The organism is Vibrio sp. Isolate24, from assembly GCF_022398215.1.
In the GTDB taxonomy this organism is placed as follows: domain Bacteria; phylum Pseudomonadota; class Gammaproteobacteria; order Enterobacterales; family Vibrionaceae; genus Vibrio; species Vibrio coralliilyticus_A.
Genome location: NZ_JAKEUU010000003.1, coordinates 316,435 through 340,571, shown reverse-complemented (window position 1 = coordinate 340,571; position 24,137 = coordinate 316,435). Strand labels below are relative to the sequence as shown.

The 24,137-nt window shown below is 44.2% G+C and carries 24 protein-coding genes and 1 other RNA gene; 9 read left to right on the top strand and 16 right to left on the bottom strand.

The features are described 5' to 3' along the window. The first annotated feature begins 23 nt into the window (after nt 1-23). On the top strand, nt 24-1,544 hold the full coding sequence (gene mltF, locus L1D23_RS14270) for a membrane-bound lytic murein transglycosylase MltF (protein ID WP_239867404.1): 1,521 nt from the start codon (nt 24-26) through the stop codon (nt 1,542-1,544). A 211-nt stretch (nt 1,545-1,755) separates the two neighbouring features. Further along, entirely contained in the window at nt 1,756-1,890 is a 135-nt protein-coding gene (locus L1D23_RS22265; protein WP_255906193.1) for a hypothetical protein, read from the top strand. 38 nt (nt 1,891-1,928) lie between these two features. Here L1D23_RS22265 and tadA read toward each other — a convergent pair whose 3' ends face one another. The 6 genes from tadA to L1D23_RS14240 form a co-directional block, all read right to left on the bottom strand. Continuing rightward, nucleotides 1,929-2,438 carry a tRNA adenosine(34) deaminase TadA gene (tadA, locus tag L1D23_RS14265; RefSeq protein ID WP_239837523.1) on the bottom strand — a complete coding sequence of 170 codons (510 nt, stop codon included), beginning with the start codon at nt 2,436-2,438 and terminating at the stop codon, nt 1,929-1,931. A gap of 145 nt (nt 2,439-2,583) precedes the next feature. Then, entirely contained in the window at nt 2,584-4,143 is a 1,560-nt protein-coding gene (locus L1D23_RS14260) for an AbgT family transporter (protein WP_239867402.1), read from the bottom strand. Nucleotides 4,144-4,419: 276 nt separating this feature from the next. Then, complete coding sequence (locus L1D23_RS14255; protein WP_239867400.1) at nt 4,420-4,851, bottom strand: prepilin-type N-terminal cleavage/methylation domain-containing protein; 432 nt, start codon at nt 4,849-4,851, stop codon at nt 4,420-4,422. Further along, nucleotides 4,841-6,133, bottom strand: a complete 1,293-nt coding sequence (locus L1D23_RS14250; protein ID WP_239867398.1) for a hypothetical protein — start codon at nt 6,131-6,133, stop codon at nt 4,841-4,843. The genes L1D23_RS14255 and L1D23_RS14250 overlap by 11 nt, the downstream gene beginning before the upstream one ends. A gap of 1 nt (nt 6,134) precedes the next feature. Beyond that, nucleotides 6,135-6,686, bottom strand: coding sequence for a pilus assembly protein PilW (locus L1D23_RS14245; protein ID WP_239867395.1), 552 nt, complete (start codon nt 6,684-6,686; stop codon nt 6,135-6,137). Nucleotides 6,687-6,763: 77 nt separating this feature from the next. After that, nucleotides 6,764-7,270: a GspH/FimT family pseudopilin gene (locus L1D23_RS14240; RefSeq protein ID WP_239867391.1), complete on the bottom strand. Its 507-nt coding sequence runs from the start codon at nt 7,268-7,270 to the stop codon at nt 6,764-6,766. Between the two features lie 88 nt (nt 7,271-7,358). On the opposite strand from L1D23_RS14240, the gene L1D23_RS14235 reads away from it, so the two are divergent. After that, nucleotides 7,359-7,796: a type IV pilin protein gene (locus tag L1D23_RS14235; RefSeq protein ID WP_239867388.1), complete on the top strand. Its 438-nt coding sequence runs from the start codon at nt 7,359-7,361 to the stop codon at nt 7,794-7,796. Nucleotides 7,797-7,843: 47 nt separating this feature from the next. Here the strand turns inward: L1D23_RS14235 and dnaJ are convergent, their stop codons facing one another. From dnaJ to grpE, 4 genes are all read right to left on the bottom strand, one after another. Continuing rightward, nucleotides 7,844-8,989, bottom strand: a complete 1,146-nt coding sequence (gene dnaJ / locus L1D23_RS14230; protein WP_239867385.1) for a molecular chaperone DnaJ — start codon at nt 8,987-8,989, stop codon at nt 7,844-7,846. Nucleotides 8,990-9,168: 179 nt separating this feature from the next. Then, nucleotides 9,169-11,082 carry a molecular chaperone DnaK gene (dnaK, locus tag L1D23_RS14225; RefSeq protein ID WP_239867383.1) on the bottom strand — a complete coding sequence of 638 codons (1,914 nt, stop codon included), beginning with the start codon at nt 11,080-11,082 and terminating at the stop codon, nt 9,169-9,171. A 239-nt stretch (nt 11,083-11,321) separates the two neighbouring features. Next, entirely contained in the window at nt 11,322-12,599 is a 1,278-nt protein-coding gene (locus L1D23_RS14220) for a dicarboxylate/amino acid:cation symporter (protein ID WP_239837646.1), read from the bottom strand. A 284-nt stretch (nt 12,600-12,883) separates the two neighbouring features. After that, a complete protein-coding gene (gene grpE, locus L1D23_RS14215; RefSeq protein WP_239867380.1) occupies nt 12,884-13,480 on the bottom strand; it encodes a nucleotide exchange factor GrpE in 597 nt (198 codons plus the stop codon). 144 nt (nt 13,481-13,624) lie between these two features. On the opposite strand from grpE, the gene nadK reads away from it, so the two are divergent. The 3 genes from nadK (at nt 13,625) to bamE (ending at nt 16,963) form a co-directional block, all read left to right on the top strand. Next, on the top strand, nt 13,625-14,509 hold the full coding sequence (gene nadK, locus L1D23_RS14210) for an NAD(+) kinase (RefSeq protein ID WP_239867377.1): 885 nt from the start codon (nt 13,625-13,627) through the stop codon (nt 14,507-14,509). A 240-nt stretch (nt 14,510-14,749) separates the two neighbouring features. Continuing rightward, a complete protein-coding gene (gene recN, locus L1D23_RS14205; RefSeq protein ID WP_239867373.1) occupies nt 14,750-16,414 on the top strand; it encodes a DNA repair protein RecN in 1,665 nt (554 codons plus the stop codon). A 189-nt stretch (nt 16,415-16,603) separates the two neighbouring features. Next, nucleotides 16,604-16,963, top strand: a complete 360-nt coding sequence (bamE, locus tag L1D23_RS14200) for an outer membrane protein assembly factor BamE (RefSeq protein ID WP_239837510.1) — start codon at nt 16,604-16,606, stop codon at nt 16,961-16,963. Nucleotides 16,964-17,073: 110 nt separating this feature from the next. Here bamE and L1D23_RS14195 read toward each other — a convergent pair whose 3' ends face one another. Next, the gene (locus tag L1D23_RS14195) at nt 17,074-17,427 is read right to left on the bottom strand and encodes an RnfH family protein (RefSeq protein ID WP_239867370.1); all 354 of its coding nucleotides are present in this window, start codon (nt 17,425-17,427) and stop codon (nt 17,074-17,076) included. After that, nucleotides 17,417-17,860, bottom strand: coding sequence for an SRPBCC family protein (locus L1D23_RS14190; RefSeq protein WP_239837508.1), 444 nt, complete (start codon nt 17,858-17,860; stop codon nt 17,417-17,419). Before L1D23_RS14190 ends, L1D23_RS14195 begins: the two co-directional genes overlap by 11 nt. Nucleotides 17,861-17,978: 118 nt before the next feature. On the opposite strand from L1D23_RS14190, the gene smpB reads away from it, so the two are divergent. Together smpB and ssrA are read left to right on the top strand one after the other, a co-directional pair. Further along, the gene (gene smpB / locus L1D23_RS14185) at nt 17,979-18,464 is read left to right on the top strand and encodes an SsrA-binding protein SmpB (protein WP_008081122.1); all 486 of its coding nucleotides are present in this window, start codon (nt 17,979-17,981) and stop codon (nt 18,462-18,464) included. Nucleotides 18,465-18,530: 66 nt separating this feature from the next. Then, nucleotides 18,531-18,897, top strand: a transfer-messenger RNA (tmRNA) gene (gene ssrA, locus L1D23_RS14180). 151 nt (nt 18,898-19,048) lie between these two features. On the opposite strand, the gene L1D23_RS14175 is transcribed toward ssrA, so the two are convergent. From L1D23_RS14175 to L1D23_RS14160, 4 genes are all read right to left on the bottom strand, one after another. After that, on the bottom strand, nt 19,049-20,059 hold the full coding sequence (locus tag L1D23_RS14175) for a succinylglutamate desuccinylase/aspartoacylase family protein (protein WP_239837644.1): 1,011 nt from the start codon (nt 20,057-20,059) through the stop codon (nt 19,049-19,051). A 37-nt stretch (nt 20,060-20,096) separates the two neighbouring features. Then, entirely contained in the window at nt 20,097-21,002 is a 906-nt protein-coding gene (rimK, locus tag L1D23_RS14170; protein WP_239867367.1) for a 30S ribosomal protein S6--L-glutamate ligase, read from the bottom strand. A gap of 6 nt (nt 21,003-21,008) precedes the next feature. Beyond that, nucleotides 21,009-21,443 (bottom strand): ATP-dependent zinc protease, encoded by a 435-nt coding sequence (locus L1D23_RS14165; RefSeq protein ID WP_239867364.1) that lies wholly within the window; start codon nt 21,441-21,443, stop codon nt 21,009-21,011. 152 nt (nt 21,444-21,595) lie between these two features. Further along, the gene (locus L1D23_RS14160) at nt 21,596-22,939 is read right to left on the bottom strand and encodes a magnesium transporter (RefSeq protein WP_239867361.1); all 1,344 of its coding nucleotides are present in this window, start codon (nt 22,937-22,939) and stop codon (nt 21,596-21,598) included. Between the two features lie 96 nt (nt 22,940-23,035). On the opposite strand from L1D23_RS14160, the gene L1D23_RS14155 reads away from it, so the two are divergent. Further along, a complete protein-coding gene (locus L1D23_RS14155; protein WP_239867358.1) occupies nt 23,036-23,902 on the top strand; it encodes a universal stress protein in 867 nt (288 codons plus the stop codon). Nucleotides 23,903-24,137 lie beyond the last annotated feature (235 nt).

Here is a 24,137-nt window from a genome sequence, read left to right as displayed (position 1 = left end):
CTAGAAGTATGAGAATGATGTGAATGAAGAAGCATTACTTGAACTGTTGGACATCAATTAGCGCCTTGCTGTTTGCTGTATTGATGTTATCCGGCTGTCAAATTGAATCAGAGCCTAAAAGTGATTTAGACCAAATACGCGAGCGTGGCGTATTGCGTGTCGGCACCTTGAATAATCAGTTGTCTTACTATATTGGTCCCGATGGCCCTGCGGGCTTAGATTATGAACTGGCTCGTGAGTTTGCCAATGAGCTAGGCGTACAACTGGAAATGAAGCCGGCCTACCGAATCTCATCGCTCTACCCTGCACTGGCCAAAGGTGAAATCGACATTATTGCTGCAGGTTTGACTCAGTCACCTGAACGTATGGAGCGATTCCGCCCCGGCCCTGCTTATTATTATGTCAGCCAACAAGTGGTCTACAAAAAGGGCCAATGGCGACCACGTAATTTAGAACAACTTCTCAGTAAACAACCTGATCAAATTGAAGGGGAAGATGATCAACCTATCCTAAAAATCGTCAGTGATTCACATGTGAAGCAGACTCTGAACGCCATAAAGCAAGAAGCCTATCCTGACTTTGCATTTGAAATAGATCCTGAAGCGGAGGTAAGCGATCTACTTAAACAGGTATCTGATGGTGATCTGATGTTCACTATCGCCGATTCCGTCGAGGTATCCCTATCGCAGCGAATCTACCCTGATATTGCATTAGCCTTTGAACTCACAGAAGATCAACCCATCTCTTGGTTTGTTCGCCGTTCAGAAGATGAAAGCTTATATGCATTGATGATTGAATTCTTTGGTTACACCAAACAATCAGGCCATCTCGCCTCACTTGAAGAAAAATATATTGGTCATATCGGCAGCTTTGATTATGTTGACACACGCGCATTTATCCGTGCCCTTGACTCCAAACTGCCTAAATGGTCACCGTTATTTAAAAAATATTCTGAAGAGTTTGACTGGCGTTTAGTGGCCGCGTTGGCTTATCAAGAGTCACACTGGAATCCTCGAGCTAAGTCACCAACGGGTGTTCGTGGCATGATGATGCTGACATTACCCACCGCTAAAAGCGTCGGGGTCACAAACCGACTTGACCCTAAGCAATCAGTACGAGGAGGCGTAGACTACTTGCGTCGTATGGTTTCTCGTATACCCGATTCCGTCGATGATCATGAAAAAATCTGGTTTGCTCTCGCTTCTTACAATGTTGGCTACGGTCATATGATGGACGCAAGGAGACTAACCAAAAGACAAGGGGGCAATCCGGATTCATGGGCCGATGTAAAAGATCGCTTGCCATTACTACGCCAGAAAAAATACTACAGCCAGACTCGATATGGCTACGCTCGCGGTGATGAAGCAAGAAACTACGTCGAGAACATTCGCCGTTATTACCAAAGTATTATCGGTCATGTGGAGCAACAAACGGCAGATAATAGCGACATCAGTATAGACGACCTTGCCGTCATCGAAGTGCCGGAAAGTTCAGTCTCTTCAGCTTCAGCCAGCTCAGCGGCAGCACCAACAAATCAAGAGTAAAAATCAGCTTTCAAGTGTACTATCGCTGTTTAGTGATTGTGCACTTGAATTCTTGCGTACTTACCCACACATAGTCTCGTAAGCTAGCGATCTTGCAAACATTATTAAAACAGTAACAATTGGCTGGTAAAAGACGAGTTACTCAAGGTAATCAGTACCTTCGAATAAGAAAGCCATAATTCAGATATAACTCATAGTAGGAGGTTATTTTATGAGTAGACGTAAAATGCGGTCAAAACGCCTTAATAAAACGGTGGCAGCAAACCGCCGTAAGAGAATGCTCAGTAACAATAAGAAAAAAGTAATTGCTCGTCATCGAGCCTTCATGCAGCTAATTTGCGCATAATCCTAGCAAGCACCTAGACACAGGTGTTTGCTAGAGTCTTATCCTTCAAAACGCTTTGCCTGTTTCTGCGCTTTGTTCTCTTTACGACGACGCTTAAAGAATGCTTGCAATTGCACTCGACACTCTTCTTCCAATAATCCAGCTTCGATATCCGCGTAGTGATACGCAGCCTGGTGCTCAAACAAATTAAGTACTGTTCCAGCTGCTCCCGCTTTTAAGTCTGGAGCGCCGAACACGATACGTTTGACTCTGCTATGAAGCAAAGCTCCGGCACACATTGGACACGGCTCCAGCGTCACATATAAGGTTGTATCAAGGAGACGATAATTCTCCAAAACTTGGCCTGCTTTACGCAGTACCTGCATTTCTGCATGTGCCGTTGCATCATGATGACCAATAGACTGATTCCAACCTTCAGCAACCACTTCTCCGTCCTTGACCAAGACAGCACCAACAGGTACTTCTCCCTCTAACTCTGCCTGAGCAGCAAGCGCCAGCGCACGTCGCATGAAGAATTCATCTTGAGAGGAAAACTGAGAATCTGACACTTAAGGCTCCAAAATCTAACACAGATGCAGTGGGAATATGATTCTACCCATAACCCCACGAGAGTAAAAGAGCGCTCAATTGCCACTATAAAATAAAAAAGCGCCAGTCTCTCAACCAGCGCTTATCAATCCTCATGCTGTCAACTTACATTGTATATGTGTAAGGAGCTTGAATGCCCAGTGGGATACCCAGTGCCCAGTATGCTACTAGGAAAATAGACCAACCGATCAACATTGCAATTGAGAATGGCATCATTAGAGATGCTAGGGTACCAATACCAGTCGACTTCACGTAGCGCTGACAGTAAACCACAACGAGAGGGAAGAAGACCATCAGAGGCGAGATAATGTTCGACACAGAATCACCAACGCGGTATGCCGCTTGAGAAAGCTCTGGCGAAATACCTACAGCCATTAGCATTGGTACTAGAATTGGACCAATTAAAGCCCATTTGGCAGAAGCGGAACCAATTAGCAGGTTTACAGAAGCCGTCAACAGAATCATACCGATGATCGTTGCTTCACCCGGAAGGTTCATTGCTTTCAGACCTTCTGCACCGTATAGCGCTAGCATAGTACCAATATTCGACTGTGCAAATGCAGCCAGGAACTGAGCACAGAAGAACGACATAACAATGTACGCACCCATTGTCGACATAGTGTCCGCCATCGCTTTAATGATGTCGTTACTGGTCTTAAATGTCCCCGAGACTTTACCATACACGTAACCTGGAATGATGAATAAAATGAAGATCAATGGAACAATTGACTTCATTAACGGCGCGGTAAACGCTGTAATTTCACCTTCAGGAGAACGCAGTGCCGAGTTTTCAGGGATAATAGCTGCGATCAATACAGCAATACCTGCCAGCATCGCCCAACCCGCATAGCGGAATGCTTTTGACTCAAGTTCAGTGAAAGAACCTAGATCTGGTGCTTTTTCTGCATCTTCGTCGATTGGCGTTTTCGCTAGGCGAGGTTCGATGATTTTTTCTGTTACGTACCAACCAATCGCTACAATGATGATTGAAGATAGACCAGTAAAGAAAATATTCGCAAGTGGGTTTACAACGTATTCAGGATCAAGAACCTGTGCTGCAGTTTGTGTGAAACCAGCGAGTAGTGGGTCGATACCCGAAGGGATAAAGTTTGCAGAGAAACCACCCGATACGCCAGCGAATGCTGCAGCGATACCCGCTAATGGGTGACGACCAGCCGCATGGAAAATGATACCACCGAGTGGAATAACAAGAACGTAGCCTGCATCCGCCGCGGTGTGCGAAACAATCGCAACCAGAATAAGCATTGGAGTAAGTAGCTTAGCTGGAGTGAAGTTAAGCATCTTCTTGAGGCCTGTGGTAATAAAGCCTGAAGAATCCGCTACCCCTACACCAAGCATCGCAACCAGTACGATACCTAGAGGCGCAAAACCAGTGAATGTTGTCACCATATTCGCGAGGAAGCTTGCTAGAGATTCGCCGGTTAAAAGGTTGTTGATTGCAAGTGCTTCGCCAGTGCGTGGGTTTAACAAATCAAACGAGACGTTTGAAAGGAGAGCAGACGCAGCCCAAGTAATAACTAGAGCCCAGAAAAACAAAATAGCAGGATCTGGGATCTTATTACCCGCGCGTTCAATAAAGTTTAAAAAGCGATCCATACCACTCGGCTTGTTGGATGGCGCTTGATTTATAGCTTGGTTACTCATGGTAACTCCATATGTGATGTTGTTGCCTTAGGTCTGTAATGATTGTTGTAGCGACCTATTATTCAACGACACATTTTATTAAAAGCACCTCTAAAAAGCACAAGGTTCCACAATTTTTTCCATATTTGGAGACATATTTTGCAAAACTGGCGTTATCACGCAACAAAGTAAAAACAACAATCGCCCATAGATTGAAACAGGTTTGAAACCATTTTGAAAAAAATAGAGAACACTAACAGGTAAACACTCAACAGCCAACATTGAATATAAAACAAACTACATAGCAAACTCATTGAACTTAGAGACAAATGTTGTTAACTCAATAGATTGATTTTTCCCATAACGATCTTGCCAACAGACAGCAACGCTAATGAGTTGAGTTTCGATACCATTCAGCACAATAGACTTGGAGTCACACTGTAGTTGAAACTCTTCTTCTAATGACATCTGGCAACGTTCAAGAGTAAAGCAGGGATCTTGATTTATGGTATCAAACGAATAATTTTGGGGCTCCACAACTGAACTGTGACTGATAAAATACTCAAGCTGTGACTCTGCTAGATAAAGCGCTTTTGTCGCCTGATTAGCCCAATCTGATTTCGTCTCTATATAGGTATGCAGTTTTACTAAACCAATAGCGCTACTACTTACAAGAAATAGCCCGATTAATACTTCAATCAAGCTCACGCCTTTTTGATTAGAAATCATACCAACTTCCTCTCACCCATAGCGTTTGATGGTGCTTTCTAGCCGGACTGGCTGTTATATCTTGATTAAACTCGGTATCCAAAGAAGTATCGATTAACGCATAACGCTCAGGTACATCTAAGATCAAACCACCAATCGGATAAAAACTCCCCCTCTGAAAGTAACTTACCCACTCTTTTTCAATAGCGACAACAGAAGACAATGCATCTATGGTTTGGGTTAAGTTTACAGATAATTCGTCATTTTCAATCGTTTCCAAACCAGCGTCGTCAAGAGCGGAATCATCAGAGACAAAATGATAAACCAGAGCCTTCAACGCTTGATGGCCTGACACTGCAAATGCTCCGTTATGCAAAACTAAAACCAATCCTCCGGCCAAGTAGGTATCGATAGCACCATTGATTGTTTGTAGATCGTCTGATGTCAGTTCACAGCTTCCATAGACCCAGATAAATTCATGAGAAGCCTTAATAAGCTCACTGATCTTTTCACCACAGTCTTCTATCACTTGAGGAGCAGGCAAGTTGCTGGCGTTTGCTGGTAAGAAGCTCGCTAAAGACGATGGAACGTAACCAAATAACCCTGTGTCTGACATCACGTCAAACCAGTGATTACGTGAAACGTTAAAGACTTCTTTAAAGGGGTCCAGATTCTCATGCAGGGCGAAATCATCTTGAGTAGAAGAAAGTTGCCAGGCAAACCCAGTATAATTTTTGTCGGCACAATGCTGCTGATTTTCAACCTCTCCTAAAGGAAAATAACGAGGAAGTACAGCTCTTTGTTTGGGTTGTTTGGTGGAGTAACTCTGAGCATAAACCTCGTTTTGATACCGGAGTGATACACATGCCCACTCATTCTCACTGACCTTATCTCCATGATGCGGGGCAAGGTTTAACGAACCGTATACATATAGATGAGCAGTGGTTGTCATTGCGCTTTTAATTTGTAGCTCTGGCAGGAAAAATGCCTTACTCAAAGTAAGAAAACCACTTGATGAACGGATCTTATGTGGTGTTCCCGTTTCTATTTCCAGTCCATCCAAACCAAGCCAACCTTGGCAACCATTTAAACTTTCAGGAATCAGGCCTTCACTTGATACACTAGCAAATGCACACTCTAAACCTCCTTCAGCAAGCCAGTGAGCTGTGCGGCTGTCGATCTCATTATTACTCCGCTTTACCTGATAAAATACGCCTTTATAACTCCCCATAATGACCATCAAGGTCACCGAGAGTAATAGGCAGGTCATCACAATCAACGCCGCTCCACTTTGTTTCTTCACCTCACCAGTTCCTCGTTTTGACAGAAAAACCCAGTGATTGCGTAACTTGCGGTTGATCCACTAACTGGGTTGAAAGAACGACACTCACAAGAGCTGAAGAGATAGACTGGCCCACCAAGGGCTCAACATTCAACTCAAATACTTTAATAGCGATACGTCGACTATCAAACAAAGTGTTACAAGTATTGCCAAAATAAGTCGTAAAGCTCTCTGCTTCTACGACAGACATAACGCGTGACAATTTCTTCTCACAAACTCTGAGGATCTGCTCAGATTGTCTATCCCTTTGATAAACAACATTTGTGTATGCCTCATCACCCTCAACATTCCCCGAAAGATAGGCGTAAGCAATTAGACTCATTTGATTATCATGCCTGATATAATAAGTTTGTGCCGCGCCGGATAGCTTAAGGCTAGAACTCATACCTCCGCTGTAGCCAGCCCGATGTAAGTCCTGCTTCATCATTTGAAGAACACTATTGGTGCTTTGGAGTAGCATAAGTTCGTTAGCTCGATAAACCGCTGTACGCTGATGATGGATCAACATGCTCATCACCACACTTATCACTAGTATGCTAAGCGAGGCAGCAACAAGGAGCTCGAGCAAACTCCCCCCTCTCTGCCGATAAATCAGCATACTTCGTAGCCCAAGTAAGTCTTATTTGGAGAACAAACACGAACAATAGCAGAGCGAAAGTGCGTTCTTAGCTCAAGAACTAGCTCAGGTTGCTGGCCAGGATAGAAAGTAAATCGGCCACTTTTAGGACGGCCATGGGTTGCATCAAAGCTGATTTGATTCGAGCTATACGTTGTGTCTAGTTTAATCCCTGAAAATGAAGCCCCAGACAAACGCATTAATACCACCCCTTGGAACTCCTTTTTGTTATCAGTTAATTCCAGCGCCCATTCTCCGCTAACGGTTAACAAGTGAATCCATAACGGTTGGCGGCGCAAAACAGCTTGAGATTTAGCCATTACGACAAGTCCATTCAACTCTGTCGCTAGCCTAGCCATTTTGGCGGTATTAGAAACGGAAACAAAGCTAGGGAGTGCCCATAGCGCGACCACGCAGACCACCGATAAAACAATCAACACTTCTATCAATGTAAAACCACGAGGCATTTCCCAAACTCTCATGTAACACTCACAAGGTTCAAAACCATACTTGGTTCGATGCTACCACTGAGAAACAATGCCCAGATGCAAAAGAAAAGAGGGATTCGGAGTGTTCGGTGAAAATCGATGTAATCAGAGTAAACAAAGTCCAAATGGAATGACTTTGCTCGAACTGTTGGTGGTAACAGTCGTGATAGTGATTTTATCTGCTATCGCTTACCCAAGTTATTTGGACTTCGTGCGTCAATCTCATCGGACAACGGCCATCTCTGACTTAGCGCGAATCCAACTGGCGTTGGAATCGAACTACAGCGGACAATATCAATGGAGCCACATCGTATCTGAAGGCCAATGCACTCTATGCCTGTCTGACCAAAACCGCTTTATTTTTTCTATCACTAGCGGAGCAAGCACCGCATATACGATCAAGGCTACCGCTCAAACAAGCAGCCAGCAACATCTCGATACCTGCCTAATAGAGAACAACATTGATTACATCAGCTTAGACGCAAAAAACACAGAGTTTCCTGCGTCTTGTTGGGAATAAAAAAGCCTGCACATTTGGCAGGCTCTCTCACAACAATCTTTCGAAGGTTAACTCGTTAGGTCATCGAAAAACTTCTTGACCCCATTGAAGAACCCTTCCGCTTTCGGCTTGTGCTTCGTTGCCGCTTCACCACCACAAGACTCTTCAAACTCTTTCAATAGATCTTTCTGACGAGTACTTAGATTTACCGGAGTTTCTACAACCAGCTTAACGATAAGGTCGCCAACGCCACCGCCGCGAACACCCTTCACGCCTTTACCGCGCATACGGAACATTCGCCCCGTTTGCGTTTCAGTCGGAACTTTCAGGTTCACACGACCATCCAGTGTTGGTACTTCAACTTCACCACCCAGTGCGGCCATTGCAAAGCTGACAGGCACTTCACAATATAGGTTATTACCATCACGCTCAAAGATGTGGTGCTCTTTCACATGGACCTGTACGTACAAGTCACCCGCTGGAGCGCCCATTTCTCCCGCTTCACCTTCACCAGAAAGACGGATACGGTCACCAGTATCAACACCAGCAGGAATCTTAACGTTAAGCGTTTTAGTCTTCTGTTTACGACCTTGACCATGACACGAGTTACATGGATCTTTGATGATCTTGCCTTTACCGTGACAGGTTGGACAGGTTTGCTGAACCGCAAAGAAACCCTGACGCATCTGAACTTGGCCATGACCATGACAGGTTCCACACGTTTCAGGAGACGAGCCTTTCTTCGCGCCGCTGCCATCACAAACGTCACAGTTAACTAGCGTTGGCACTTCAATTTCTTTTGAAACACCGCGAACCGCTTCTTCTAGCGACAGTTCCATGTTATAGCGCAGGTCTGCACCGCGTTGCGCGCGCTGCTGGCCACCGCCACGTCGGCCACCGCCAAAGATATCACCAAACACATCACCAAAAATATCACCGAAATCAGCACCAGCACCACCGCCAAAGCCACCGCCGCCCATGCCACCTTGTTCGAATGCTGCATGACCATATTGGTCGTAGGCCGCTTTTTTCTGAGGATCCAGTAGGACTTCGTACGCTTCTTTTACTTCTTTAAACTTATCTGCAGCAGACTCATCACCCTGGTTGCGGTCTGGGTGGAATTTCATTGCAAGGCGCTTATACGCCTTTTTAATATCACGTTCTGATGCATCACGGCTTACGCCTAATACTTCGTAAAAATCACGTTTTGACATGTTCTTCGTCACCAATTTAGTACTGCAAACGACCGATTGTCGCTTGGTGTTTGTATCGTTCTAGATAAAGGCTTTGTGCAAAAGTGCTTATCTGGAAAGACAGCGTATTTACAAACAGGCGGGCGTGTGAGTTCCCTCAAACGCCCGCATATTACGTTAAGTTAAGTCAGAATCGAGAATTATTTTTTCTCGTCTTTAACTTCTTCAAACTCAGCGTCTACAACGTCTTCTTCTTGCTTAGGCTGTTCACCAGCTTCTGCACCAGCCTGTTGTGCCTGAGCTTGTTGCTGAGCGATTTCCATAAGTTTTTGCGCAGCGGTCATAAGAGCTTGTACTTTCGCATCAATCGCTTCTTTGTCTTCACCCTTACGAGCTTCTTCTAGCTCAGAGATAGCAGATTCAATCTTCTCTTTCTCTTCCGCAGGAAGTGCGTCACCCGCTTCTTCAACTTGCTTACGAGTACCGTGGATCATTTGGTCAGCTTGGTTACGTGCAGCCGCTAGCTCTTCGAACTTTTTGTCCGCTTCTTTGTTAGCTTCTGCTTCTTGTACCATTTTTTCGATTTCATCGTCGCTTAGACCGCCTGAAGCTTGGATAGTGATCTTCTGCTCTTTACCAGTCTGCTTATCTTTCGCTGATACGTGAAGGATACCATCCGCATCTAGGTCGAAAGTTACTTCGATTTGTGGCATACCACGTGGAGCTGGCTGAATGCCTTCTAGGTTGAATTGACCTAGAGACTTGTTGTACATCGCCTGCTTACGCTCACCTTGAAGAACGTGGATAGTTACCGCATTCTGGTTGTCTTCTGCTGTAGAGAAAACTTGGTTCGCTTTGGTTGGGATAGTGGTGTTCTTCTCAACTAGCTTAGTCATTACGCCGCCCATAGTCTCGATACCTAGAGACAGAGGAGTAACGTCTAGTAGAAGTACATCTTTAACATCACCCGCAAGTACACCACCTTGAACTGCAGCACCCATTGCTACTGCTTCGTCAGGGTTCACGTCTTTACGAGCGTCTTTACCGAAGAACTCAGCCACTTTCGCTTGAACCATTGGCATACGAGTCTGACCACCAACAAGGATAACGTCAGTAATGTCGTTCACAGATAGGTCTGCGTCAGCTAGAGCAACTTTTAGCGGCTCAAGAGAACGTTGAACTAGATCTTCAACTAGAGATTCTAGTTTCGCACGAGTCACTTTAACGTTCATGTGCTTAGGACCAGTCGCATCTGCAGTCACGTAAGGTAGGTTTACGTCTGTTTGAGAAGTAGAAGAAAGCTCAATTTTCGCTTTTTCTGCTGCTTCTTTAACACGCTGCATTGCTAGAGGATCGTTCTTAAGATCGATACCTTGCTCTTTCTTGAACTCTTCAACTAGGTAGTTGATCATGCGGTTATCGAAGTCTTCACCACCTAAGTGAGTGTCACCGTTAGTCGCTAGTACTTCGAATGTTTTCTCGCCTTCAACTTCATCAATCTCGATGATAGAGATATCGAATGTACCACCACCAAGGTCGTATACAGCGATAGTGCGATCACCACCTTTCTTGTCTAGGCCGTAAGCTAAAGCTGCTGCAGTAGGTTCGTTGATGATACGCTTAACTTCTAGACCAGCGATACGGCCAGCATCTTTAGTTGCCTGACGCTGAGCATCGTTAAAGTAAGCCGGTACTGTGATAACTGCGCCAGTTACTTCCTCACCAAGGAAGTCTTCTGCCGTTTTCTTCATTTTCTTCAGTACTTCAGCAGAAACCTGAGGAGCCGCCATTTTCTGGCCTTGCGCTTCAACCCAAGCATCACCGTTGTCAGCTTTAACGATTTTGTACGGCATGATTTCGATGTCGCGCTGTACTTCTTCGTCTTCGAAACGACGACCAATAAGACGCTTAATTGCAAATAGCGTGTTTTCTGGGTTTGTAACTGCTTGACGTTTTGCTGGTTGACCTACTAGTGTCTCACCGTCTGTGTAAGCAATTACCGATGCAGTAGTACGCTCACCCTCTGCGTTTTCAATTACACGTGGTTTGTCGCCGTCTAGTACCGCAACACATGAGTTAGTAGTACCTAAGTCAATACCAATGATTTTACCCATCAGGCTATCTCCGAATAAATTTCTATTTTCGTTTTGCTATATCCCCTATGTGGGGATGGAGAGTCGGGTTTCAACCCTTGCTCACAAACAAAAATAATGATGTTTGCTTCTCTATGCCCAATAAATAAGGGCGTCAAATGACTTTTCAAGGGAAAGAGTAAAAAAAAGTGAAAAAAATTTAGGTCTTTAACAAGAAAGCGAGCCATATGGCTCGCTTTTAATTTTCAATGCGTTAGAGATTAAGCATTTGCCTGAGCAGGCTTGCCTTCAACTTGTGCTTCTTCTTTACCGATTTCACCTTCAGTTTTTGCAACAATAGTGTTTACCGCGGTATCACCCACTACGTTAGAAGAGGTACAGAACATATCGTTAATACGGTCAACTGCTGCGATGATTGCCAGACCTTCTGGTGGAAGACCCAGTTGGTGAAGAAGAACACCAACCATAACAACACCACCACCAGGAACACCACCAGCACCAATAGATAGAAGCAGGATAGTAAGACCTAGAGTGAACACGTCAGCCGTGTTGATTGGTTGACCAAATGCGTTTGCAACGAAGATAGTTGCCAGTGCAATGTAGATAGACACACCAGACATGTTCATGGTTGCACCCAATGGTACACCGAAACCTGCAACTGATTTTGAAACTTGTAGTTTCTCCGTCAAAGTACGCATAGTTACAGGAATAGTCGCATTCGAGCTTGCTGTCGATAGAGAGAATAGGATCTGCTCACGAGTAGCACGTAAGAACGTCTTTGGAGAAGTACCTGTCGCAATACCTACTGCCATTGGGTAGAAGAAGAAAATCCAGAATACGAGCATAGCCACAACAAGCGCTACATAGCCTGCTACTGACATGAGCGTGTTAGCATCTAGTGTCGCGCCCAGTTGAATCATCAGCGCAAACACACCATATGGAGCAAGGCTCATAACAAGGCCAACAAGCTTCATCATGATTTCGTTCGCCATCTTGAATGTGCGGATAGCCGGCCCACCGCGTGAATCAAGCGCCTGAATCGCTAGGCCTGTTAGGATTGCCATAAAGATGATTTGTAGCATATCGCCATTAGCAAACGCCTGAACAGGGTTACTTGGTACGATGTTTACCACTAGGGAGAAGATATCAGGCGTTTCCGTTGTCGTTAGTTTTACTGTTTCTGAAATCGTACCAGCTAGGTTCGCGTCAGCACCTGGCTGGAAAATCATACCCACAGTCAGTGCCGCTGTAATCGCGATGATGGTATTAATAATGTATAGGGCGAAGGTTTTACCACCAAGACGACCAAACGCAGTGATGTCTTTCAAATCAACAATGCCACACACGATTGAGACGTATACCAAAGGAACAACAAGTAACTTGATCAGTGATACGAACATGCCACCAGCACCTTCCGCAGCGCCTAGAAGGTAAGTATCAAAAATTGCAATCCCGCTAAATAAGTACTGGATCGCAGTACCGATCAGTAGACCAGCAAACAAGCCTACAAAAATCTTGCTTGAAAGCGATTTATCCATCATCCATCTCCAGAATGTTGTGTTTTTAATTTATGGTTTTATAGTTTATTCCGCCAATTTTCCCGACAGAGTTCGCACATAATACACACAAAGGTTACAAAATAAAGACTTTGTTTACGATAATGTTACAAATTTCAAATCAGAAATTAATTTTTTGGTTAAATTTAACACCAAGAATAATTCACCAAATCAACCATTTATTAGAAACAAACACAACCAATCTAATAAGATAAAAAAAGAGAGGCCTAAGCCTCTCTTCCGTTTAAAACACGTTCTGTATCAGGTTATTTAGCAACCATTACCATAGCGGGTCGAATCACACGGCCATTAAGCTCGTAACCTTTCTGCATGACAAACATCACTGTATTTGATTCATGGTCAGGGCTCTCTTGAATAGACATCGCTTGATGCATTTCAGGGTTAAACGCTTCGCCTTCAGGGTTAATCTCTTTTAGACCAAACTTAGCCACCGTGTCTACAAACGTTTTATGCGTCAATTCTACGCCTTCAAGCAGTGGTTTAACTACTTCCGCTTCAGTATCTGCCGCTTGAATCGCTCGCTCTAGGTTATCGATAACCGGCAGTAACTCTTCGGCAAACTTATTTAACGCGTATTTACGTGCTTTATCGATTTCTTGCTCAGTACGACGACGCATGTTTTCGACTTCGGCTTTTGCACGAAGTACGCTATCTTGCTGTTCTTGAACTTTCGCTTCGCTAGTCAGTAACGCTGCTTCTAGTTGAGCAATCTTAGCGTCTTTCTCATCACCAATTTCTTCTAGCTCAGCTTCAGCCTCTTGCGCTGCGGCTTCCACTTTCTCTGCTTCTTCGATGATTTGATCTAGCTCTTCTTCTGTAACTTTGTTTTCTTCGTTGCTCATGATATCTCCAGAATACATACCCATTGGTACCTAACGCTTCACGTTTATTGCGTTTAGATACACAAAAACTCGCATAAATAGCTAACTTGCCATTATTATGGGGATGAAGATTGTCGAATCAAGCCTATTTAGTGCGGAAAACCTATGAAAAAGCCTTTTGAAGTGATCGCCATCATTGGTAAACCTCGGGATCAGCAAGCTATTCAGACTCACAGAGAGCTTTACCTCTGGCTTCAGTCGGAAGGGTATCAGGTTTTTATTGACGATAGACTAGCGGAAATTTTAGACGATGTCCCGAATGAACATTTTGCGAGCCTAATTCAGCTTGGTAAAACGGCTGACTTGGCAATTGTCGTAGGTGGTGATGGCAACATGTTGGGGGCCGCCAGAGTGCTTTCACGCTTTAATACCTCAGTGATTGGAGTGAACCGAGGAAACCTTGGGTTTCTGACCGATCTCAACCCAGAAGATTTTCAGTCGGCACTTAAAAAAGTGCTTGAAGGTGAGTTCATCGAAGAAGAGCGCTTTTTGCTGGAAGCTGAAGTCCACCGTCATGGACAAGTAAAAAGTCATAATGCCGCACTCAATGAAGCCGTACTTCACCCTGGGCAAGTCGCCCATATGATTGAATTCGAAGTGTATATTGATGACAGCTTCGCCTTTTCTCTGCGTGCAGACGGGCTAATTATCTCTACGCCCACTGGCTCTACAGCCTATTCATTGTCCGGTGGTGGCCCTATCCTATCGCCAAGTCTTAATGCTATTTCGCTTGTACCTATGTTCCCGCATACTTTATCCAGCCGTCCGTTAGTCGTAGACAGTAAGCGTCGTATTAAACTGGTGGTATCTCCGGATAACAGAGGGACTCAAGAAGTCGGCTGTGATGGCCAAGTCTCTCTGCCCGTTTCCCCTGGTGACGAAATCCATATTTATCAAAGCCCTAATGTACTCAAACTGATCCACCCCAAGGACTACAGCTACTATCATGTACTGCGCAATAAACTTGGTTGGTCGAGTAAACTGTTCTAGCAAATCAACTGGGGTATCGAAGGGTTGGCGTAATATGCCAACCCTTTTCTTTATCAAATCAAGGCGAAGCTTTAGCAATATAACCTTAACCCATTCACCAAGACAAAATTCCCCCTCCCTACTGACGTAAATGAAATTCGCGTTCGGTCACAAAAATTTTCACACCCTCCTTTACTGTATAAAGAAACAGTATATACTGTTTTCTTATACAGTATTGTTCATTAAAACAGGTACAACAAAATGCTGGCTCATCTAAGTGTTAATAATTTCGCTATTGTTAAATCTCTACAGCTGGAGCTATCTCATGGCATGACAACAATCACTGGGGAAACAGGGGCAGGTAAGTCTATTGCCATCGATGCCTTAGGCCTTTGCCTCGGTGGGCGCGCAGAAGCCAGCATGGTACGACAAGGAGAAGAAAAGACAGAAGTCAGTGCTGCTTTTTCTCTTGAGAACAATCTTCACGCAACGCGTTGGCTAGAAGATAATGATCTTCTCGAAGGCCGCGACTGTATATTACGTCGCATAATCAACAAAGAAGGCCGTTCAAGAGCCTTTATCAATGGCAGTCCAGTCCCCCTTTCGCAACTGAAAGCACTTGGACAACTTCTGATTAATATCCATGGTCAGCATGCACATCACCAATTGATGAAAAGTGACTATCAGATGGCGATGCTGGACCAATATGCTGGCCATACAAACCTTTTAAAAAGCACTCGTAATGCCTATCAAAATTGGCGTCAAGCCGATAACAACCTCAAGCAGTTAAAAGAAAACAGCGCTGCAAATCTCGCGCAAAAACAACTTCTTGAATATCAAATAAAAGAGCTTAATGAGCTTTCTCTTGGCGAGGATGAATATGAAGAACTCGAACAGGAACACAAAAGATTGTCTAACAGCGGAGAACTTGCGGCCACCTGCCAACAAGCCATCGAGCTTATTTACGAAGGTGAAGAAGTTAATGCGCTTGGTATTCTCCAATCAGCCAGTAGCACCTTAACCCAGCTCGCTGAACTGGATGAAACTCTCTCTGAGTTACCTAACATGTTATCAGAGGCGATTATTCAGATCGAAGAAGCTAATAATGAACTGCGTAGTTATCTTGATAATATCGATGTTGATCCTGCGCGTATGGCTTTTGTCGAGGAACGCTTTTCAAAAGTTATGTCGATGGCGCGTAAACATCATGTCCTTCCGGATGAGCTATATCAGCACCACCAAGATCTTCTCACACAGATCGAAGCTCTCGACTGCTCCGATGAAAAGTTGGAAGAATTAGAGCAAGCGGTTGAAGTAAAATATCAATCTTTCTTAACGTCCTCAGAAAAACTACATAAATCTCGTAGCCGCTATGCCAAAGAACTCAATAAATTGATTACCGCCAGCATGCATGAGCTGAGTATGGAAAAGGCCCAATTCAGTATTGGAATAGACAAACAATGCACACACCCATCACCACTCGGCATGGATAATGTCTGCTTTATGGTATCAACCAACCCTGGCCAGCCCATGCAGCCTATTGCAAAAGTCGCCTCTGGTGGTGAGCTTTCTCGTATATCGTTAGCAATACAAGTGATCACAGCTCAGAAAGTCGATACTCCTAGCTTAATCTTCGACGAAGTTGATGTGGGAATCAGCGGGCCAACGGCAGCTGTTGTAGGTAAAATGCTTCGCACGCTTGGCGAGTCGACACAAGTTCTCTGTGTTACTCACTTACCTCAAGTGGCGGGTTGTGGACATCAACAGCTCTTCGTTGCTAAGCAAACCAAAGCCGGCAAAACAGAAACTCAGATGCATTTATTGAATAACGAGCAGCGCGTATCCGAGTTGGCTCGATTGCTTGGTGGAAGTGAAATTACAGAGTCGACCTTGGCGAATGCAAAAGAGTTACTGATTGCGGCTTGATAGACTCTATGGCTGATTTTCAACTTAAAAACAAAGTTCCGACTTAGGGGAATTTTGGTATGAGTTTGCAACTAAATTCAAAAATCGTGGTCTGAAACAGTTCAAAACAAGATGAGTTTTTTACATTAGCGCTCAGCTTGTTTATTATCAGCCCAATTTGAGACATATCCGTTACAAGAATTTATCCGTATGCAATTGAAAAAGTGGCTTATCGCTGTACCACTCTCTATGACACTGTTGACAGGCTGCTCTCTGGTAGAAAAGCTCGTTTACCGAATCGACATCAACCAAGGGAACTATGTTGAGCAGCAAGCCGTCGATCAGCTTAAGTTTGGTATGACAAAAGAACAGGTACGTTTTGTAATGGGCTCACCCATGCTTATTGAAAATGGTTATCCCGATACTTGGTACTATATTTATCACCACACAGAAGGTCACCAAGACTCGATTCAGAAGAACTTGATCGTGAACTTCAATGATAAAGGCCAATTGGTTGATATTAATGGTGACTTCCCGCCAAGTTCGGACTTCTTTGAAGGTATCAACTAAAGCAAAGCGTTTATTTGAGGGTTGGCGTTGTTCGTCAACCCTTTTGTTTATCCGCAGTCACAGCCCTACGCTTATCTTCAGATGACAGGCACAACCTAAGACGATTGAATTTACCCTTCCTTCCTCAACGGATTCTTTTTACCGCCAGTGACTGGGTCAGCAGCCCCTGATTCTTTTGCTTGCTCAGCGCGTTTACGACGAATTTCTTTCGGATCAGCTAAAAGTGGGCGATAAATTTCGATACGGTCTTTATCTCGAACTGTGGCCTCAAGCTTGACGTTACGGCTAAAGACACCAACTTTGTTTTTTGCTAGGTCAATTTCAGGGTACTGTTCTAGAACACCAGATTGTTTAATAATCTCTTCGACTGTCATCGATTTATTCACGACTAGCGTGTAAACACGTTGCTCCTGAGGTAATGCATATACTACCTCTACGTGGATCATATCAGACTCAATACTCATAACACGGATACACCTGCTTAGCGCGCTGAGTGAACGCATTGACCATATTACTGGTCAACTCATTGAAAACTTTGCCGAAGGCCATTTCAATCATCTTGCTAGAAAACTCAAATTCTAGTTTGAGTTCAACCTTGCAAGCTTTCTCATCTAATGCGGTAAAGAACCACCCTCCTTTAAGCGTTTTGAAAGGACCATCCACTAGATTCATGAGAATCGCTTCACCACTCACCAATTCATTCGATGTAGTGAACGTTTTACTGATCCCAGCCTTTGAGACATCAACGGAAGCTACCATTGCAGAATGACTGGACTCAATCACTCTCGACCCGGAACAACCTGGCAAAAACTCAGGATAACTGGCCACGTCATTTACCAGATCAAACATCTGTTCTGCACTGAATGATACCAACGCAGAACGGCTGACTTGCTTCATATAGACTCCTCAAAACACACGCCTAAACGACAGGCACGCACTATTTTTACTTTTATTTGCATTAAGCGCAAATAAAGGGATTTCATAACTAGATTCCTAACCGTATAATGCAACCATTATGGCAAAGAAAAAATCGAAACAAAAAGCGGGTAGCAATACCATCGCTGTCAATAAGAAAGCTCGCCACGAATATTTCATCGATGATGAAATAGAAGCAGGAATGGAGCTTCAAGGCTGGGAAGTTAAAGCCCTACGTCAAGGCAAAGCCAATATCGCAGAAAGCTATGTATTTATGCGAGATGGAGAAGCTTTTGTAAGTGGCATGACCATTACCCCTCTAAACCAAGCATCGACACACGTAGTGGCGAACCCTACTCGTGTGCGTAAACTACTTATGAGCCGCCGTGAGCTTGATAACCTATTAGGTCGAATCAATCGCGAAGGTATGACACTCGCAGCCCTTTCACTCTACTGGTCTCGTTCTTGGGTGAAAATGAAAATTGGCGTCGCGAAAGGTAAGAAGCTGCACGATAAACGTACTGATCTTAAAGAAAAAGATTGGGCTCGAGAAAAAGCACGCGTAATGAAGAGTTCACTGCGCTAATATTGAGCACTTAAACGCACAAGTCTAGACAGGTTATGCTTTTCTGGTACTATGCAAAGAACACTTGGGGCTGATTTAGGATTCGACAGGAATTTTGCAGTCTAAGGTGCATGCCGTGGGGCGGTTGGCCACGTAAAAAGCCGCAAAAAAATAGTCGCAAACGACGAAAACTACGCACTAGCAGCTTAATAACCTGCTCAGAGCTCTCTCGCCCTAGCTTCCGCACGTAAGACGGGGACCAACGAGAGATCAAACCCAAACGCGCTAGCCCGGATTCTCCCGCCTGAGAGATGAACGGCGAATTTTAATTCAGGATAGTCATTTACTGGCGTGTCGGTTCGCAGGTACTTGGTGAATTTAAAGATCGACTAAGCATGTAGTACCAAAGATGAATGGTTTTTGGACGCGGGTTCAACTCCCGCCAGCTCCACCAAACGTTTGGAAAGGCGCTAGCTCAGAGCTAGCGCCTTTTTTATTACCCTCGACGATATCAATGCGAAGCCTAATCACTCCCCAAAAACAGAGTGAAAGAGATAAATCAAAAGCCATCGTCAACCTAGCTATGTGCAAGGCATGCTAGTCATTCACATTTTTCCAATGCCGTACTTAATTTCATTGCCAAGGTCATCAAGCACATCCCCTAGGTAGTTTTCCACTTTTTCCTCAACAAGCTCATCAGACTCCTCAAAGTAAGCAAGGTGATAAATTGCATCTCCTTGGTTGACGAGAGGTAAGGTTTGTTGACCAATGATTATCCCTCCTTGAGCGGCTTTCACGGCCACTTCATCATTTCCAAGCGGATCACTAATAATGGCTAACACTTGCCCTTTGTCCACTTTTTGCCCAAGTGCGACATGAGAACGTAAGATTCCATCAAATTCAGCTCTCACCCAGCGTGTAGCCCTTGCTACGACAGGGGAGCGCGCGTGAGATAGCTTCCCATGGGGTAACATAGAGAGGTGCCGCATAACTCTCTGTACCCCCCGAATCCCCGCTGTTATCGCAAAAGGTTCAAACCTCAGCGCCTCACCCGCTTCATAAGTAATGACAGAAATACCTGCCTTTTCTGCCTCTGCACGTAAAGAACCATCACGAAGTGAGGCATCTATGACAACCGGCGTACCGAATGCCATCGCCATTTCTGCAGACACAGCATGATTCATGTTGACTCTTATCTGAGGTAAATTTGTTCTATGGATAGCAGCGGTATGTAAATCGATGATGTGAGTAGATTTTTTTACGATATCGTTAAAGAAATAGTGAGCAATCCTTCCCGCAATTGAACCTCGCGGAGAGCCGGGAAACATCCGATTTAAATCTCTTCTGTCTGGTAAGTATCTCGACTTTTGAACAAACCCAAACACATTGACCACAGGCACCGCAACTAACGTACCTTTCAATTTCTTAGGGTCGGTCTTAGCAATCAGTTGTCTGACAATTTCAACACCATTGAGTTCATCACCATGAATCGCCGCACTGACCAAGAGCGTAGGGCCTGCAAGGCGACCATTGACGATTTCAACCGTAACAGAGAGAGTGGAATGTGTATATAAACGTGCCACTTCGAAGTCGATAGTTTGAGTTTCGCCGGGCATAACTACAGCATCGCCGCAATGAAATGGCTGATTTTTACTAACCTTTGCCACGAGTTTTTGTCCTATGTGGGCTGGCATTTTTCTCAATGTACTGAATGATCATCCCCGCAACATCTTTCCCCGTAGCGGTTTCTATACCTTCCAAACCAGGAGAAGAGTTCACTTCCATGACCAGAGGACCACGCTCAGAACGTAAAAGGTCGACACCAGCAACATTGAGCCCCATAACTTTAGCTGCATCAACAGCCGTTTTTCTCTCTGCGGGCGTGATTTTAATGAGGGATGCATTGCCTCCCCGATGTAAATTCGATCTAAACTCTCCGGGTTGGGCTTGACGCTTCATCGCAGCGATCACTTTGTCACCAATCACAAAGCAGCGAATATCTGCACCTCCGGACTCTTTTATGTACTCTTGTACCATGATATTGGCTTTAAGCCCCATAAAAGCCTCAATGACACTTTCAGACGCTTTTTGAGTTTCCGCGAGCACAACACCAATCCCTTGTGTCCCTTCTAAGAGCTTGATGACAAGTGGCGCACCTCCAACCATTTTTATTAGATCTTTAATATCGCTTGGTTTACTGGCAAAACCTGTAATAGGCATACCTATATTCTTCCGAGAGAGTAATTGCAACGAACGTAATTTATCCCTTGATCTAGTTATCGCGACAGACTCATTAACGGGAAATACTCCCATCATTTCGAATTGCCGTAGAACCGCACAGCCATAAAAGGTAACAGATGAGCCAATGCGAGGAATAATCGCATCCAAACCGGCTAGCTCTTCTCCTTTGAGGTGGATAGATGGAGAATGAGAATTTATGTTCATGTAACACCTAAGCGCATCAATCACTTTAGGGTCATGGCCTCGTTCTCTACATGCTTCGATTAACCTCTTCGTTGAATAAAGGTTCTTATTCCTAGATAAAATGCCTATTTTCACAATGCACTACTCCTTAGAAAGCAAAAAAGAGCTGGCAGGATCCACAAGTATATTGGTAGCTAAGGAAGTTCTTCCTAGAAGCATCCTAAATTTCATGTCATCCCTAGGGGTCAGTGTCATTTCAATAGGGAATGAAAGCTCGCCTGCAACCAGTAATGTTTCAATAACATAACGTTGCGTTTGGTGCCCACCAGAGTCTCGGACTAAGCGCTGGTCAACGACTGGCGATTCACACTGCACCACTGTCTGTTCATCAGCTTGATTGGGATGAACCCAGAAACGCACCCAAACTTGATGACTTTTCCTGAATTCCTCAATGGAAAACGTATGGAGGCAAGATGTACGAGCCCCTGTATCGACTTTGGCTTTGATTCTTTCTATACCTAACTGTGGCAGGCTAACCCATTCTCTCCAGCCCACAACCACCTTGCTCCCATCCAACAAGCCAGACTCCTTACCAGTGATTAACCCGCTTTAAAACACTCGATTAAGTATAGTTTACTGATGGAATCCATCTTCTTTACTTTCAATCTATAGTGACGACACTCACCGATAGCCGCTCTGCTGTCAGGCGAGTAGCAAATATCATTTTCTTAAATCAGTAAAAGTGAGCCTAAGCCTAAGAAAACTAAAAAACCTACAACATCGGTAACGGTTGTTAGAATAACGGAACCGGCTACTGCTGGGTCTATGTTTAGCTTTTTGAGTAGAAATGGGATCAGTGTTGCCGAGCCTGCAGCCGCTAGACTATTGACGACAATGGCACAAAAAATAATGATAGCTAAAGCGATACTTGAGAAAACAAAATAAACCACAACGGCAATTAGTACCCCAAGAGCGACACCATTTATAGCGGCGATACGACACTCTTTATTCAGTAGTAGCTTCAAGTTACTTTGGTGTAGGTGATTTAAAGCGATACCCCTTAGGGCAACCGCTAATGTCTGACTTCCTGCAATCCCCCCCATGCTTGCAACAACCGGCATCAATATCGCTAAAGCGACGACTTGCTCAATAACGTTATCAAACAGCCCAATAATGGCAGAAGCAAGAAAGGCCGTTAACAAGTTGATGACCAACCAAAGCGCCCTTAATCTTGCAGCAACTTTCAAGGGGGTAAACAAGTCTTCTTCACTTTTCACATTGTCTGCCACTACCGCCTTTAAGTTCAGTTCCCTTAGCGCGCTCACCAAGTTATACATGGAGAGGACTCCCGTGACTTTTCCATTCGTTAAAACAGGAAACCACTGGAGCGTACCATCAATAGCGAGCTGTTGACTGACCTCATTAATATCCTGATGGCTATCCAACAATGGGGTTGGGGAAACCAGAGCCCCTAACAAAATATGTCCTTCTTGGACCAGTAAACTGTCGGGACTAATCGCACCTAGAATGCCTTTCGAGTCTCTTACAATTATCAGCCGAATCGGGGTCTCAAACTTCTTAACCATTTCTTCCTTTAGAGCTTTTACGCTATTTCGCGCATTAGCCACAAGAAATTGAGGGGTGGTGTAGCGTCCTACTAAATTATCCGAAAATGAAAGCGCCTGCTGCAAATAACTGGCTGTGTCTTCACTCTGATCTAAGAGGAACTCATCAACAAATTCTCGGGGAAGCAGCTCATCAAACGTGAGTACATCTGCTTCCTTCGCCTGAGTAAGACAAGATTGAAGTTGCTCAGGTGAAAGGGACTGGTGAATGTGTTTTGCGGTCTCATATTGTACGAGGTGCAATGTTCCCCAGTATTTTTCAACAGGAATATGAGCAATGATTTTTTTCCTCAAAGCATTGCTCACGGATTCTAAAATACTGGCAATTTCATCTTCTTGTAAGCTCTCTAGGTAACTCAAGTCCTCATTTGTTTCTATCGTTTTAAGAAACTCAGACAACCTTGCTGTTCTATTTTCAGGAGTTTCCATTTCTTTCACATTGTCCATTTGTCTTAACACCTATACTAGTTGTAGTAGTAACTTCATAGAATTTCTGAAAATTGTCCAGTCGTCTTTGAAATGACGCGATCAAAAGGGTGTGATATGGGCTCAACTTACTTCTTGACACATCAACGCAAAATTCCGTCAAAAAAAGTGCTAGCGAAATTACTAGTGCTTGCTAAAAATCAAAAAATCACTGTGCTGATTCAAGATCACCGTAGAGGGGACGATCATTTATTCTCAGACTTTTTACGCAGTGATCCAGAGCAAATCGAACAGAGAATCAAGGAAGTACAGCTTTGGATTGCTGCCACTAAAGACAAAATTGCCGAATACTGCGCTGATGAAGACATTACGGTACCAGAGATTGAATTTGAGCCAATTGAAGGCAACAACTGGGTAAACTTATTGGTGTCTTTCATTCGTCATCGTACTGATTTACTCATCGTCGATGCCACCATGAATGTTCGCAAGCTCTTACCGGAAATGTCAAAAATCTCGTGCGATATACTCTTGCTCGGCCATCAATACTGGGCAAGCAACATAAAAACCTTGTGCGCCATTGACCCTCTCCATCGAGAAGATCAAGAGTGCGAAATAGATATGGCGGTGACGGCAAGAGGGAATTGGTTGTCAGAACAATATGGCGCGAGAGTATCACTTATTTACTGTTGTTACGTGGCACCATACTTAATGAGGTATAAAGCTCAAATTTTAGCAAATCAAAAGAAAGGGTTGGAAGAGTTCATTGGGAAGAAGCACTTACAGTCCCTGCCCATACATATGCCTGATGGTAACCCGGAGGAAGCACTTCCCAAGGCGATCTCTCAAATGAAGGCCAATATACTCATTATGGGCGCCTGCCAACGTAGCGCGACATCTCGCTTTTGGTCTGGCAGCACAACCGATGCATTACTGGAAAGTCTTCCTTGCGATCTGCTTTTAGTCAATAAAAATAGACATGACTAAATGCACTCATTTCACTGGATAAACTTACGCACACAATATGAGCTTGATTTAATATAAATACTCACCTAGTGTTGAAGTAAGTAACAAAAAATAAATGTAAGACACACGAATTTGCTGGTACTAGATTTACTTTCTTACTTCCTCCTTTCTGTAAGAGTGTAAATATGAGTCCCAGCTATTTTTTAGTCTTAATAGATCATAACCAAAGTATCCAGATCAGACGATGATATCCCTT